Origin of the sequence: Methanoregula formicica SMSP (genome assembly GCF_000327485.1) — an archaeon.
Lineage (GTDB): Archaea > Halobacteriota > Methanomicrobia > Methanomicrobiales > Methanospirillaceae > Methanoregula > Methanoregula formicica.
On record NC_019943.1, the window covers coordinates 472,386 to 485,913 of the forward strand.

The window sequence follows — 13,528 nt, forward strand, 5'->3', positions numbered from 1 at the left end:
GGGATCAGCGCCGTCTCTTCTTCCTGTCCGGCTTCTCGTCAGCCATTGACATCAGGTCGATGATGTAGGACCCCTCTTTGCCCACGCTGACAACCCGCTCGTCGGTTTTTGCCATCTTCTCGAGGTTGAGCTCATAGGATCCGGGGGCAACGATCCGGATGGTCTCGACCCGGTCGTACATCTCCACCGGCTTCTTCTGCTGAGGCTCGATGACCTCCAGCACCTCTTCGTGGCTCTCCTCGGCGATCTCCTCGATCGTCTTCTCTTCGAGCACGTCCTTGTGAAGCTCCTCCTCCTTCACATAGAGGAACTTCTTGCCGCCGCAGCTCTCGCACCCTTTCAGGATCTCGGTAGACCCGTCCTTGTACTCCCGCCCGCATTTCGTGCACTTATGCGGCATTGCGTAATCACCCGAAATACTCGATCATGGTCTCGTACAGATCTTCGACATTCTTCCCTTCGAGGCCCGAGATGGCGACCACCGGGTGCTGGGGGAAGGCGCTCCGGATCCGGGCCGGTGCCGCGTCCGTGAGGTCGATCTTGTTCGCCACGATGATGACCGGCAGGTTGCGGGCCTCGATGATCCCGATCATCATGATGTTGACCTGCATGAACGGGTCGGTGGTGGAATCGAGCATATAGATGACCCCGTCGATATCCTCGCGGAGCCAGTGCATTGCCTCGGCAACACCTTCCGTCGCCTCGCGGGCGCGGATGATCGCCTCGTCTTTCTCCATCCCGAACTCGAGGAACTCGTGGTAATCGATCTTGGTCGTGACACCCGGGGTATCGACGATGTCCATCGTCACCGTGTTGCCGTTTGCGCCGGAGATGATGATGTCTTCCTTTCTCCGCGCCCGCCGCGTCTCGTGCGGGATCTCGCTGACCGGGCCTATTGCATCTCCGGTCCAGTCGCGGGCAATGCGGTTTGCAAGCGTAGTCTTCCCGGCATTCGGGGGTCCGTAGATGCCGATGCGGGTCCGCTTCTTCTTGAAAAACCGGTTCAACATACCGGAGAATTTTTTCCTGACTGTCCCAAAGGTCTGAGAAAATATCTTCACTATCCACCTCGAAGGGAGAGCGATGTGACCGGGAACGACCGGTACACAGGGTTCACCATAGTGTCTCTACTACTGTTTGGATGGGAGGGTTATTAGGTTTCTCGTCCCGGAGGCAGGTTTTCCGACGGCAGGGCCCGCCCGGTATTACTGCCCCGCATCGGGATCTGCAACGGCCAAATTGTATTTATACAAGGGGAAGGGAGTATGCTAATTGTAATCATCAGCTAGCAAGCACTTCAAGGAGGTGACTCATGAAAAAGACAAACAACACAATCCGGGTGGAGACCCATGTCCCCGTCAGGGAAGTGATGCGGAAGAACCCGATCATGATCGGTATCGAGGCAACCGCGGCAAAGGCCGCGAGGGCCATGTGCACCGAGGAGGTCGGGAGCGTCATCATCCTCAAAAACACAATGCCCATTGGCATCGTGACCGAGGAAGACCTTGCCTGCAAGGTGGTGGCAAAGGATCTGAAACCCAGCTCTGTACATGTATCTGATATCATGAGCACGCCACTCATTACGGTGAGTGCGGAGAAGACGGTAGTAGACGCTGCCACGATGATGGTGAAGCGAAAGGTGAGGAGGCTTCCCGTTGTCGACAAGGACAAGAAGGTCATCGGGATCGTGACTGTCCGGGACCTCCTTACCGTATCCAACGAGCTCAACGAGCTCCTCAACGACATTATCGAGATCAACCGTGAGGAGATCGTAGAGCAGGGGATCTGTGCCCACTGCAGCCAGATGTCTGATGATCTGAAGCGGGTGGACAACGTGATGCTCTGCCCCGCCTGCCGGGAGGAGGAAAATATCAGATGAAAACAGCACAGGATTTCATCGTCGAGATCCCTGTGCTGAAACCAACCGACCGGATAACAAAGGCACGGCAGATCCTGCGCGATGACCGGTTCCGTGAAGTCTATGTTGTGGATGCAAAGAAAGGCCTCCTCGGCTATATCGACATCACGGATGGCCTGCGGGTGACCGCAACCAAATCGGACATTACCGTCGAGGGGTTTGTGAGGGATGCCCCCGCTGCAAACCCTGCCGACACGGTTGAAAAGGTGGCAGGGATGATGAGACAGTTCCATACGGACAGCGCCGCAGTTGTCACCGGCACAAGGCAGGTGACCGGAGGCGTCCTCCTCGCGGACATCTTCCCGGTCATCATTTCGAAAAACGAACTCCGTGGCACGGTTTCGAAGTACATGACGAAGAAGGTGATCTCAGCACAACCGTCTGACAGTATCCAGAAGGTCTACACACTGATCATGGAGAGCGGGTTTGCGGCCTTTCCCGTAGTGGAGAAGAAGAATCCTGTCGGGGTAATCTCCCGGCGCGACCTGATCAGCCATACCCGTGCACGCCCGGCGCTGGCACAGCACAGCAGCGCGACGGTTGGCGACCTGATGACGCGGGACGTGGTCTCGATCTCTCCGGAGGAGCCGATCAGCACCGCGGCGGAACTGCTCGTCATGCACGATGTCAGTCTCCTGCCTGTTGTCGACAGGGACCAGCTTGCCGGGGTCGTCAACCGCCACGATGTCCTCGCTGCCCTTGCATAACGGGGAGGGGACGTGGCCGGAACACGCCAGGAAAACGGGATGGTTTTTCCCGGAACGGAAGAATAATCGCAATATCGGAGGAGAAGGATGCACCAGAACGGCCGGGCCACAAAACAGGGCGACCGGCTCCTGAAGATGCAGGGAAAGCTCGACCGCGGGCCGGTGGAGTTCAAGTCCCGTATCGTGGAACAGGAAGGAGAGATCATGGCGATTGCGACCCGCGATGTCATCTCGCTGCCGCAGACGCAGAGCATCATGGCGGCGGTGGAGCAGATGACGACATGCGGGTTCCGTCGGCTTCCCGTGACCGATGCCGGCACGAAGCGGCTGCTTGGGATCGTCACATCAGGAGACATCATCAACTTCCTGGGCGGGGGAGACAAGTATCAGCTGGTCCAGGTACGGCACAACGGCAACCTGATTGCCGCGGTGAACGAGGCCATCCGGACGATCATGACCCCGCAGCCCGAGACACTGAAAAGCGATGCCCGGATACGCGATGCGGTCGATGTGATAACCACAAGGAAGATCGGGGGACTGCCGATCGTGGACAAAGATGGGATCCTCCTTGGAATCGCCACAGAGCGCGATGTCCTGTCGGTGCTTGCCTCTGGGAGGAGCCCGCTGCATGTCGAGGACGTGATGAGTTCGGCCCTCCGTGTTACCGCCCCTGACTGCCCGATCGCAACGGTCACCCGCGACATGATAAAGCACCGCTTCCGGCGCCTGCCGGTGGTGAGCGACGATGTCCTGTACGGGATCGTCACGGCAACCGACATCATGCGCTACCTCGGGAGCAGGGATGTGTTCTCGAAGATGGTGACCGGCAATGTCACCGAAGTGACAGGGCTCCCCGTCAGGAACCTGATTGCCGGGGAACTCTTCACGACAAGCCCGGAGAAGACCATCAATGAGGTGGCCCAGGAGATGCTCAAGAAGAACATCGGAGCGCTTCCGGTCATCGAGGACTCCCGTCTTGTCGGGCTCGTCACCGAGTTCGACCTGGTACGGGCGTTTTCCGGGGGGTGAAGAGGGTGCTGGCACGCGACGTAATGACAACGACCGTGTTCGTTGTTGAGCCCAACGCAACGATCGCCCATGCCCGGAACCTGATGGTCCGGCACCGGATCTCCCGCCTCCCGGTCATGGAGGATACGGCCCTTGCCGGCATCATCACCAAGAAGGACATCGCGTACCGCCTCCGGCAGGGCGAACCTGCCTGGCGCCGCCGTCCTCTCGACCGGATACCGGTGGGGGCGCTCATGACCGAACAGCCGCGCGTTGTCGCACCTGACACCGGCGTGCGGGAGATCGCGCGGATGTTCTCACAGGAGAACATCAGCAGCGTCCCCGTTGTGGATGAAGGTGCGGTCGCGGGGATCGTAACCAAGACCGATCTGATGAAATCCGCCCTTGTCCGGGCACTCGACTGCCCGGCTAAGGACGTGATGGAGGATGTGGCAACGGTCAGCCGCTACCACTCGCTCGACCACGTGGTCGGCGTGATGAGCGAACGACACGACAAGGTCCTGGTGCTTGACGATGACGGCACCCTTGCGGGCATCATCACCGAGACCAACCTTGCCTTCTATGACGATGAACCGAAGATCTCGGGTGTGGTTGGAAAAGACGTAACAATACGGAGACGCGAGACAGCGGCCGGGAAAGCCGGGCAGACCCTGATGGTCATCCCCCCGGTGGCAGCGGAGGACCTGATGACGAGCCCTGTCATCACGGTTGACGCGGACACCGCTCTTCCGGACGCGATTGCACTGATGGAAAAACACCATGTCAACAGCCTTGTTGTCATGGACAAGAGTACCATTGCTGGGATACTGAAACGCGACGATATCATAAAGGAAGTGGCGAAATGACAAAAGAAGTTTTTATCAAAGACGTAATGGCAAAGCCCACGACCATAGCAAAATCAGCCAAGATAACCGAAGCGCTCGACAAGATGCTGAATGCCGGCCTCGACCCCCTGATTGCGGTCAACAACAATACGGTTGTCGGCACAGTCTCGCGCCAGGCGATAGCAGAGAAGCTCGGGAGCAAACAGAACTCCGGTATTGCCCCGACCGCTATCCACGTGGCGAGCGTTGTCGAGGAGGAGTTCACGAGCGTCTATCCCGATGAGAGTATCAACGTCCTGATCCCCCTTCTGCAGCAGTACAAACTGGTGGTTGTTTACGATACCGACCACAAGCTGATCGGGCAGGTCTCGGCAGGAGACCTCCTGAAGAAGTACCAGCCCGCAGACGATCTTGACGGTGCCATCGAGAAAGCAGTGACCATTGAGGCGGACGAGCGCGTTGTCCACCTCCGGCGCCGGATGATGGATGACAACATCACCCGGTTCGTGGTAACGGAGCACGAGAAATATACCGGTATCGTGACCGAAACGGACGTTGCCATCGCGATGCGGGAGTTCCGCAAGCAGGTGGACGGGAACCACCAGGACCACCGGATCCGGAACCTGCTCGTCAAGGATATCATGAGCACCCCCCTCATCTCGGTCGAGAAGACGGCGAAGGTTGCCGACGTGGTGGCAACGATGCTGAAGAAGAACATCAGTTCCATACCGGTGATGGAGAAAGGCAAGCTGGCTGGCGTTGTCACGCGACGCTCGCTCGTGAACGCCCTCTAAAAACCGAATCTCCCTCCTCTTTTTTAAAAGGCATTATGAGGAACATGTACGTATAATTCCCCTATGACACATGACGAGACGGAAAGATCGGAACAGCGGGTCCGGGCATACCGTCTTGTCCTCCTCTTCGGCATCGTTGCTGCCCTCGGGGACGTGGTGTACGAAGGGGGCCGGAGCGTTGCCGGGCCGTTCCTGCTCGTTCTGGGTGCATCGGCCTTCATGGTCTCGTTCATTGCCGGGTTCGGCGAGTTTGTCGGGTATGCGATCCGGATTGCGACCGGCTATCTCGCAGACAAGACACGGCAGTACTGGATCTTTGTCCTTACCGGTTACCTGCTGATCGGCGCAATCCCGCTCCTTGTCCTTGCCGGCAGCTGGGAGATCGCGGCCTGCCTCCTGATCGCTGAACGGATCGGGAAGGCAGTCCGCTCCCCGGCAAAGGACGCCATCCTCTCCCATGCAACAATATCCGTCGGGAGAGGCTGGGGATTCGGCCTCCACGAGGCCCTCGACCAGATCGGCGCCGTTGCCGGGCCGCTCCTCTTTGTTGCGGCGCTGGCTGCCAATGGGAATTACCGCGGCGGCTTTGCCCTGCTTGCGATTCCGTTTGTTCTCCTCATCATCGCGCTCGCCGCTGCCTGGAAGAGTATGCCCGACCCGCTGGCGTTCGAGGCAGGAGTCCGGGCGCCACGGATGCAGGATACAAAAGCGGGAGAAACCCGACGGCTCCGGCTCTATGCCGTTTTCACGGCCCTGACCATGGCCGGGTTCGTTGTCTTCCCGCTCCTCGCATTCCACTACAAGGCTCTCGGCATCATCCCTGATGCGGAGATCCCGCTCTTCTATGCCATTGCCATGGGTGTCGATGCGGTAGCCGCCCTGGCGATCGGTAAGGCATATGACCGGTACGGTATCGGTGTCCTCACTCTTGTCCCGGTCACCGGTATCCTGATAGCCCTCGTTGCTTTCTCCCCCTCATACCCTGTGGCTCTTGCAGGGGCGGTCCTGTGGGGCATTTCGATGGGGATGCAGGAGACCGTCCTCCGCGCTGCCGTTGCAGACCTCACTGCCATGGGTGAGCGCGGTTTTGCCTACGGTATCTTCAACACCATCTACGGCGGTGCATGGTTCGCCGGGAGCATGGCGATCGGCGCCCTGTACACGCTGGGTCCCGTATATGCAGCGGGATTCATGGTCCTGCTACAGGCCGCAGCCCTGCCGGTCCTGCTGAGACTCGTTATAGACAAGGGACGGCCGTGATCAACTAAAACGAGGGAACCGCGCTGGTACCCGGTATGCGGCGCCCCTGCCAGGATCCGTCACCTGTATTTACTATTCCCGCCAATAGCGAGGAAGAAGGATGATCTGCTGATGGGCGACGTAACGTTCCGCACGATGACAAAAGAAGAGGTTGGCACGGCGGTCGAATGGGCCGCACGCGAGGGCTGGAACCCGGGCCTTCATGATGCGGAGTGTTTCTGGCCCGTGGATCCGGATGGGTTCTTCTGTGCTGAAACCGATGGGAAGATCGTGGGCACGGTCTCGGTCCTGAATTACGATGACCGGTTCTCCTTTGCCGGCCTCTTCATTGTCGATCCGGCCTGGCGGGCGCACGGGATCGGGATGCAGCTCTACCGGCACGCGATGCGCCATGCCGGCTCACGGGTTGTCGGGGGCGACGGGGTAGTCGCCATGGTTGACAAGTACCAGAAGGACGGGGGCCTCTTCCTGCACTATAACAATGCCCGGTACGAAGGGATCGGCGGGGGATCAATGCCGCCCGGGCTTGTGCCGGTCCGTGACGTTGATTTCCCGGAGCTTGCAGAGTACGATGCAGCCCATTTCCCGGCACGCCGCGAGCGGTTTCTCGAGCACTGGATCAGCCAGCCCGGCCATTCCGGGCTTGCGCGGCTGAACGGGGACGGGGAAGTTATCGGGTATGGTGTGCGGAGGCCCTGCCAGACCGGATACAAGATCGGGCCGCTCTTTGCACGCGACCGGGCAACTGCGGAGATGATTCTGGACGGGCTCCGGGCCGGTATTCCCGATGAACCGTTCTTCCTTGATATTCCGGTACCAAACGAAGCTGCTGTCGGACTGGTGAAGGACCGGGGCATGAATGCGGTCTTCTTCACGGCCCGGCTCTATTCCACAAAGGACTCCGTCCCGCTCCCTCTGAATGAGATCTTTGGCGTGACAACGTTCGAGCTGGGATAAGGCCGGCTCTGTTTTTTCCCGGAACCATTTTTTCAGCGCGATCGTCCGGCCGGTTCGATCATGTCCCTTGCCCGACTCCCCTTCGGTTCCCATGGAAGAAAAACCGTGAAAATTACGTCGTGTTCTCTACGGGAAATTGTGGTATTTTTGGCAACTGCGAAAAGGGGGGTCGGGCAGGGGCAGATCATTCTGTACCGGAAAATATTGCGTGAAAAAATATTTTCTCATGCAGGATTCTCTGTAAGTAGTAAACCCCGGTCCTGCTGAACGGATGACAGTTTTTCTGAAGGAAGTTCCGTGTCTTGATGTCATAATGAGGGCAGGTTTTTCCGCACCAGGTAACGTGAGATTCCGGGAAAAATTTTGTAAAGGCTGGTCGGGAAAAAGAAAAATGTCCCCAGCCCGACCCCCTTGGCCAGCGATTTACGGTACCGCAGCTGTTGCCCGGCAGGCCTGCACGCGGTCGTGAAGGAGCAGGAAAAGGACCTGGACGACAACAGCGTCCGTCAGCGCAACCTGTCCGACCTTCACCAGGAAGTCCCCGAGCCAGGCGGGGTCGGTCACGTGCAGGGACGGGTTGAAGGTGCTGACAAGCACCACGTAAGCCAGGGAGCTGGCAAGCGTTGCGATGAAGGTGGCGACGAACGGTGCGGTTGTGCGGAACCGCACCGCGAGATATGCAAACACGAAGAAGCAGGCCAGGACCCCCACCAGCTCGCTCACTACGTTGGCAAGCCCGAGCACGTACCCGCTCTTCATGACAAGCTGCCCGCTTTCGATTGCAATGGCGTGATTCGGGTTGGCAAGGATGGTCAGGACGCCGGCAGCGATCCCGATGCACAGTGCCTCCCTCCATGAGAACGGGAGCAGTACGATAAGGAGGCAGTATGCCGCGATCACGAACTCGGCGCCGACCGGGATCGCGTACATCTTTGCAACAACAGCCCAGGCATAGTTCACGATCGCCCCGAGGATCAGGACTGCCGCAATGATCAGGATCTTCTTATGGCTCATGCAGGTTGGTCTCCGGGAAACTCTATCCGGGTGCGGGGTAATAATCCCACCGGTTTTACTTCACGCCTCTCTCCTGCCCGATTCAGGCAACAGACACGGATGCATCAGGCCGGAGAAGGGCAATCCAATCAGGATATCCATCGATCCAAATTCGGGTCCGGGCAACGTGCAGTTCTGCAGAAAACGGAGGGGGAAATCCATCCCGGTACGTCCAGCACGCGTTACGTGGATCCTCTCTCCTGACCTCCCCGCTCCGTCCGCTCCGTATCCGGCAGCCCGTCCCGGATGAAAATGATCCGGTCGAAATATTCCCGGTGCCAGGGCTCGTGCGAGACCATGACCACAGTCTGGCCGAGATCCTTGTTTACCGCGCGGAAGAGCTCGAGCACGGTCCGGGAATTTTCCGTGTCAAGGTTTGCGCAGGGTTCGTCCGCAAAGAGGATGGCCGGCCTGTTCACGAGAGCCCGCGCAATCGAGACCCGCTGCTGCTCGCCCCCGGAGAGCTCGTGCACCAGGTGATCGAGCCGCCGGGAAAGCCCCACCTTTTCCAGCACTTCCGTTGCCGCGGCATAGCATGCGCTCAGAGGCCGTCCCTTCATGATCGCGGGGATCGCCACGTTCTCTTTCACGGTCAGCTCCGAGACGAGCGCATAATCCTGAAAGACATAGCCCAGGTGCATCAGCCGGAAGTGCGTCCGCTCTTCGTCCGTGAGGCGAGAAACATCCGTCCCGTCAAGAACGATCCTGCCTGAAGTGGGCGTGTCGAGCAGGCCCAGCTGGTGCAGGAATGTGGACTTCCCGCTCCCCGAGGGGCCCATGATGCCCACGAACTCGCCCCGTGCGATCGTGGCAGAGACTCCTTTGAGCGCTGCCACCTCCACGGACCCCATCCGGTAGATCTTTTTCAGGTCAGTCACTTCGATCATGGTCATCCCCTCATGGCATCGAGGATCTCTTCGTTCGTCACTTGCCGTGCCGGGATGAGCCCGGAGAAGACGGCGACAATGCAGAGCAAAAGGATGCTTATTGCAACGGAACCGTACTCGATCTCCGGCGTGAGATAGCCCATGGGGAACCGGATCCTGTAAACGGTCAGCAGGTAGCTGATCCCGTTGAACATCAGGATCCCGAGAACGATCCCGCAGGCGCACTGGAAGAGGACCTGGATGAGGTAACTCAGGACGATGATCTGCTTCCGGATGCCGATGGCCTTGAGGATCGCGATCTGCTTCTTCCGGTTGATGATGTTGATGTAGGTGACGATGAAGACGACAACGCTCGCCACGATGAGGGCAACGACCGTCATGATGTTCTTCACCAGGTTGAGGCTCGTGATCGCGTCGCCGAGAATGCCCTTTCCCATCTCGCTCCAGGTCTTGACCCTCTCTGAAACGCCGTAGCTCATGATGGTGTACTTGAGCGAGGCGGCATCGCCCGCGGAAGTCCCCCGCACCAGGATCTCCGTTGCCGTGTCTCCGGTATGCATCACCGAGTCCATCTCCTCCCGCGTGATGAAGGCCGAGGAATCGATCAGGGCGCCGAGCGACTCGTAGATCCCCTTGACCCGGTAGGTCTTCGTAATCCCGTTGCTGTAGGCAACCTTCACGCGGTCGCCGACCTTCACACCCCCGAGCGACGGCAGTTTGTCCTGCGACTCGTCCTCGTTCCCGGCCAGGAGTGTCCCGATAAGGATCTCGTCGGTATCTCCTTTCGAGAGATAATCCCCGTCCGTGATGACGAGGTGGAACTTCGTGACCTCCTGTTCGTCCGCGGGATTGAACGCGGTCAGTTGTTTTGACTGGAACTTTCCGTTCTTTTCATTCGTGATCGTCACGGCCGTAGCGCTGTGGGCGCTGACACCGGTCACCCCCGGAATCTGCTTCAGTTGTTTCACAAGACCCGCGGCACCTGCGATAACTGTCTGCTTGTCGCGGGGCTCGATGGTCACCTGGCCGTACTGGTAATCGATCATCTGGTCGTTGTACAGGGTCACGACCCCGCTGATGATCATCCCTAAAAAATTCATCAGCACGACCACCAGCGCGATGATGAGGATGGTGAGGAGGAGCGTGCTCCGGTTGCCGCGCCGGATCGCCCGGGTGGCGAGGTAGAGCGAGACCCCCCACCCGCTCCCGTTACCTGTCATTCTTCTTCCCCGGCCGGATGCGGAGATACCAGTAAGCGCCTCCGGCAAGGATGCAGAGCGCGAGGACTGCGCTCGCAAAGGGCACCAGGCCGGAGGAAGGTGTTGTCGTGACGACCGCATCATCCGTTATCGTGTGGGTGCCGAAATCGTCGGAATAGCTGATGGTCAGGTTGACCGGTACGGACCCGTCCTTTGTTGCCTGCAGGTAGAATATGGCCGGAGCATCGCTGTTCTTGTCCACCGATCCGATGAACGCGGTCTTTGTGCCGGTAAATGGGCTGTCGAGGGTTGCATGGACCGATGTGGCCTGGTCGGTCCCGGTGTTCTCCACGCGGAGGATCATCGTGAAGGGAGAGCCCGGCACCGGGCGGACCGGGTCCGTTGAGAAGGACTTGAGGGCCATCTCCGCCTTCCCCTTGACGGGGATGCCAAGCGTCTCGGCCTGCCGCTCCGTGCTCCCGTCCGGGGTCCGGTAGGTGATGGAGAGCGTCACGGGATCGATCCCGATCGGCGTGTTCTTGTCGGTTGCGAAACGGAGCGTCAGGTTCGCTTCCTCGCCAGGGTCGAGATGCTCGAAATAATGCCTGCCGGGAGAGGTGAGGACAAGGGATTTCGTGGTGGAGTTGACGACCATCGTGATGTCGCTTGCCCGGAGCAGGCCGGTGTTCGTGATCGTGATTCCCGCGGTGCAGTCATCGCCCGGGGCAACGCGGTCCGGCAGCGATTGCGAAACGGAGAGGGCCGGTTTCTTCTGGGACGAGATATCCGTGTTGACGTTCACGGTCAGGGGATACCGGGTGCTCCGGCCGTTTCTGACATCGATCCAGGCCTCCGGGAAATAGATTCCGCTCTTTGACGGCGCCCGGATAACGAACGTGACCGGGACAGACTGCCCGGGTCCCAGTTCGCCGATCCGGTCGAAGTCTTTTGTCAGGACCTCGATCCCGTTGCCCTCCAGGTGAACGTTCTCAAGGTAGATGTTGATGTCCGTGCTCTTCGTGTTGGCAAACGTGCCGCCGGAGGCGATCCCGGTGTTCTCTTTTACGGAAGCGCTCTGGGCAGTGTTCTTGATCACCAGGGTGGCTGTTCCCTGGTCCCCGGGCATGAGTACTGACGGAATCACGGTATAATCCGCCACAATGGCCGTGGGATTGGTCGTGCTCCCTTCTGCATCCACCGCTGCTGCGGGCAGGGCAGCAAGCATGAGAAGGATCCCGGCAATCACAATGAGAATTGCCCTTTTGTGGCTTTCGGATCTGTGGACGCTCTCCCGGTGCTGCCTGGTTCCTGCTGTTGTTCTTGTCTCTTCCATGATGGCCGCCATCTCCTCCGGAATTTCCGGCACTGAACAGGCGTCATCTCCAAAAAAGTGTACAAACGTTCAATTTAATAAACATTTGTTTAGTTTATTGAACAATTATTTATTTTAAAAACCGCAACGTGAATATACACACCTTTCCCATGAGGATACAGGATAATGCCACGGATCAATGCAGAATACCGCGACGAAGCGAAGAGAAAGATCATCGCGGCCGCGCTCGATATCGCCGCTACTGAAGGGTGGGAACGGATCACGCTTGATGCGATTGCCCAGAAGGTCGGGGTCACGAAAGGAGCTTTTTACTCGTATTACTCCAACAGCACAGACCTGATGCAGGAGGTCTTCCTCGCGGTGATCCGGACGATCCGGGACCAGCTGCTCGACAGCCTTTCGGGCGATCCGGATATTCATTCAGCCCTTGACTCTGCCTCCGATTTCCTCTTCCTCCAGGCAAAACCCATGATGCCGGTGTTTATCCAGGCCATCGCCTCCAGCATTACACGCGATACGGCGTTCCGGAAAAATGTCAATCAACTCATCGATGAAAACAGCGTCCTCATCGTTGCTGCAATGAGCCGGTACCAGAAGACCGGGCAGATCCCTGATGATGTGGACATCTCCTCAGCGGTCCGGGCAATCTATGGGATGAGCATGGGCCTTGTTATGATGACCCACGTACTGGGCAGGGATGCACGGGAGGGGAAACAGGCATGGGTGGAAGCGGCAGAGAGGGTCCTGAAGATCAACACGGAAGAAAACCGATAACTGCTATCTATGTGGTATTTCCCACGTTCACCTGGAAATCATGAATTGTCCGGGGAATTCTTCAGGTTGGCTTCACACTTCACTCCTTGCGTTGCCAGGGATTTACCTTACACAAACACTTATTACCCCACCCATGCCATATAATAAAGCACCATTCATGGAGCAGCGTTATACGTACGCTGCGAGTGTCTGCAAAGATGCGAGATTCCTCTGTTGAGGTAGCCAAGCCTGGTATGGCGCAGGTTTGCTAAACCTGTGTCCCGAAAGGACTCGAGGGTTCAAATCCCTCCCTCAGCGCTTAAAGAGATAATCTCACGATCGAGGGGATTGGATGGCTCAGGAAGAAGAGATAAAGTATTTCGTAAGGGTTGGCACCACGGATCTCGATGGTACCAAGTCCGTGAGGGTTGCCCTCACCGGCATCAAGGGTGTCGGCAGGCATACCGCCACGGTCATCACCCGCATGGCAAAGGTCGACGAGTACGCACAACTCGGCCGCATGGACGAGGCGTCCGTTAACCGCCTCCGCACGGCTGTCGAACAGTACAACAGCAAGATCCCGACCTGGATGGCGAACCGCCCCAAGGACATCTACACCGGCGAGCAGAAGCACCTCTTCGGTGCTGACGTTAACCTCACTAAAGACGAGGATGTCAACCTGATGAGGAAGATCCGCTGCTACCGTGGCATCCGCCACGAGACCGGCCAGAAGGTCCGCGGCCAGCGCACCAAGTCCACCGGCAGGACCGGGTCGACCGTTGGTGTCAAGCGCAAGTCCGTCGGAGGCTCATAA

At 58.5% G+C, this 13,528-nt stretch carries 15 protein-coding genes and 1 tRNA gene; 10 read left to right on the forward strand and 6 right to left on the reverse strand.

The features are described 5' to 3' along the window. Positions 1 to 4: 4 nt before the first annotated feature. Both METFOR_RS02340 and METFOR_RS02345 read right to left on the reverse strand, forming a co-directional pair. Entirely contained in the window at positions 5 to 400 is a 396-nt protein-coding gene (locus METFOR_RS02340) for a Zn-ribbon domain-containing protein (protein ID WP_015284503.1), read from the reverse strand. 7 nt (positions 401 to 407) lie between these two features. Then, a complete protein-coding gene (locus METFOR_RS02345; protein ID WP_048110762.1) occupies positions 408 to 1,010 on the reverse strand; it encodes an Era-like GTP-binding protein in 603 nt (200 codons plus the stop codon). A 302-nt stretch (positions 1,011 to 1,312) separates the two neighbouring features. Between METFOR_RS02345 and METFOR_RS02350 the strand changes: the two genes are divergently transcribed. From METFOR_RS02350 to METFOR_RS02380, 7 genes are all read left to right on the forward strand, one after another. After that, entirely contained in the window at positions 1,313 to 1,879 is a 567-nt protein-coding gene (locus tag METFOR_RS02350; RefSeq protein ID WP_015284505.1) for a CBS domain-containing protein, read from the forward strand. Continuing rightward, a complete protein-coding gene (locus METFOR_RS02355; protein WP_015284506.1) occupies positions 1,876 to 2,625 on the forward strand; it encodes a CBS domain-containing protein in 750 nt (249 codons plus the stop codon). The genes METFOR_RS02350 and METFOR_RS02355 overlap by 4 nt, the downstream gene beginning before the upstream one ends. An 87-nt stretch (positions 2,626 to 2,712) precedes the next feature. Continuing rightward, positions 2,713 to 3,654 carry a CBS domain-containing protein gene (locus METFOR_RS02360; protein ID WP_015284507.1) on the forward strand — a complete coding sequence of 314 codons (942 nt, stop codon included), beginning with the start codon at positions 2,713 to 2,715 and terminating at the stop codon, positions 3,652 to 3,654. Between the two features lie 5 nt (positions 3,655 to 3,659). Further along, positions 3,660 to 4,499, forward strand: coding sequence for a CBS domain-containing protein (locus tag METFOR_RS02365; RefSeq protein WP_048111082.1), 840 nt, complete (start codon positions 3,660 to 3,662; stop codon positions 4,497 to 4,499). Then, positions 4,496 to 5,272, forward strand: coding sequence for a CBS domain-containing protein (locus METFOR_RS02370; protein ID WP_015284509.1), 777 nt, complete (start codon positions 4,496 to 4,498; stop codon positions 5,270 to 5,272). The genes METFOR_RS02365 and METFOR_RS02370 overlap by 4 nt, the downstream gene beginning before the upstream one ends. A 63-nt stretch (positions 5,273 to 5,335) precedes the next feature. Then, positions 5,336 to 6,532: an MFS transporter gene (locus METFOR_RS02375; protein WP_015284510.1), complete on the forward strand. Its 1,197-nt coding sequence runs from the start codon at positions 5,336 to 5,338 to the stop codon at positions 6,530 to 6,532. 111 nt (positions 6,533 to 6,643) lie between these two features. Further along, entirely contained in the window at positions 6,644 to 7,489 is an 846-nt protein-coding gene (locus METFOR_RS02380) for a GNAT family N-acetyltransferase (RefSeq protein WP_015284511.1), read from the forward strand. A 423-nt stretch (positions 7,490 to 7,912) separates the two neighbouring features. Here the strand turns inward: METFOR_RS02380 and METFOR_RS02385 are convergent, their stop codons facing one another. The 4 genes from METFOR_RS02385 to METFOR_RS15480 form a co-directional block, all read right to left on the reverse strand. Next, positions 7,913 to 8,503: a hypothetical protein gene (locus tag METFOR_RS02385; RefSeq protein WP_015284512.1), complete on the reverse strand. Its 591-nt coding sequence runs from the start codon at positions 8,501 to 8,503 to the stop codon at positions 7,913 to 7,915. Between the two features lie 221 nt (positions 8,504 to 8,724). Then, complete coding sequence (locus METFOR_RS02390) at positions 8,725 to 9,429, reverse strand: ABC transporter ATP-binding protein (RefSeq protein ID WP_015284513.1); 705 nt, start codon at positions 9,427 to 9,429, stop codon at positions 8,725 to 8,727. Positions 9,430 to 9,431: 2 nt separating this feature from the next. Continuing rightward, positions 9,432 to 10,649 (reverse strand): ABC transporter permease, encoded by a 1,218-nt coding sequence (locus METFOR_RS02395; protein ID WP_015284514.1) that lies wholly within the window; start codon positions 10,647 to 10,649, stop codon positions 9,432 to 9,434. Then, on the reverse strand, positions 10,639 to 11,961 hold the full coding sequence (locus METFOR_RS15480) for a COG1361 S-layer family protein (protein WP_015284515.1): 1,323 nt from the start codon (positions 11,959 to 11,961) through the stop codon (positions 10,639 to 10,641). The genes METFOR_RS02395 and METFOR_RS15480 overlap by 11 nt, the downstream gene beginning before the upstream one ends. Before the next feature lie 165 nt (positions 11,962 to 12,126). Between METFOR_RS15480 and METFOR_RS14400 the strand changes: the two genes are divergently transcribed. The 3 genes from METFOR_RS14400 to METFOR_RS02415 all read left to right on the forward strand — a co-directional run bounded on the left by METFOR_RS14400 (position 12,127) and on the right by METFOR_RS02415 (position 13,528). Beyond that, complete coding sequence (locus tag METFOR_RS14400; RefSeq protein ID WP_015284516.1) at positions 12,127 to 12,735, forward strand: TetR/AcrR family transcriptional regulator; 609 nt, start codon at positions 12,127 to 12,129, stop codon at positions 12,733 to 12,735. Positions 12,736 to 12,947: 212 nt separating this feature from the next. Beyond that, positions 12,948 to 13,032, forward strand: a tRNA-Ser gene (locus METFOR_RS02410). Positions 13,033 to 13,066: 34 nt separating this feature from the next. Then, positions 13,067 to 13,528: a 30S ribosomal protein S13 gene (locus METFOR_RS02415; RefSeq protein ID WP_015284517.1), complete on the forward strand. Its 462-nt coding sequence runs from the start codon at positions 13,067 to 13,069 to the stop codon at positions 13,526 to 13,528.

Excerpts from the sequence above, each read along its gene's own strand:
- METFOR_RS02385 (WP_015284512.1), bottom strand. The coding sequence starts at position 8,503 with ATGAGCCATAAGAAGATCCTGATCATTGCGGCAGTCCTGATCCTCGGG.
- METFOR_RS02380 (WP_015284511.1), top strand. The coding sequence starts at position 6,644 with ATGGGCGACGTAACGTTCCGCACGATGACAAAAGAAGAGGTTGGCACG.
- METFOR_RS15480 (WP_015284515.1), bottom strand. The coding sequence starts at position 11,961 with ATGGAAGAGACAAGAACAACAGCAGGAACCAGGCAGCACCGGGAGAGC.
- METFOR_RS14400 (WP_015284516.1), top strand. The coding sequence starts at position 12,127 with ATGCCACGGATCAATGCAGAATACCGCGACGAAGCGAAGAGAAAGATC.
- METFOR_RS02370 (WP_015284509.1), top strand. The coding sequence starts at position 4,496 with ATGACAAAAGAAGTTTTTATCAAAGACGTAATGGCAAAGCCCACGACC.
- METFOR_RS02360 (WP_015284507.1), top strand. The coding sequence starts at position 2,713 with ATGCACCAGAACGGCCGGGCCACAAAACAGGGCGACCGGCTCCTGAAG.
- METFOR_RS02395 (WP_015284514.1), bottom strand. The coding sequence starts at position 10,649 with ATGACAGGTAACGGGAGCGGGTGGGGGGTCTCGCTCTACCTCGCCACC.
- METFOR_RS02355 (WP_015284506.1), top strand. The coding sequence starts at position 1,876 with ATGAAAACAGCACAGGATTTCATCGTCGAGATCCCTGTGCTGAAACCA.
- METFOR_RS02345 (WP_048110762.1), bottom strand. The coding sequence starts at position 1,010 with ATGTTGAACCGGTTTTTCAAGAAGAAGCGGACCCGCATCGGCATCTAC.
- METFOR_RS02350 (WP_015284505.1), top strand. The coding sequence starts at position 1,313 with ATGAAAAAGACAAACAACACAATCCGGGTGGAGACCCATGTCCCCGTC.
- METFOR_RS02415 (WP_015284517.1), top strand. The coding sequence starts at position 13,067 with ATGGCTCAGGAAGAAGAGATAAAGTATTTCGTAAGGGTTGGCACCACG.
- METFOR_RS02340 (WP_015284503.1), bottom strand. The coding sequence starts at position 400 with ATGCCGCATAAGTGCACGAAATGCGGGCGGGAGTACAAGGACGGGTCT.
- METFOR_RS02390 (WP_015284513.1), bottom strand. The coding sequence starts at position 9,429 with ATGATCGAAGTGACTGACCTGAAAAAGATCTACCGGATGGGGTCCGTG.
- METFOR_RS02375 (WP_015284510.1), top strand. The coding sequence starts at position 5,336 with ATGACACATGACGAGACGGAAAGATCGGAACAGCGGGTCCGGGCATAC.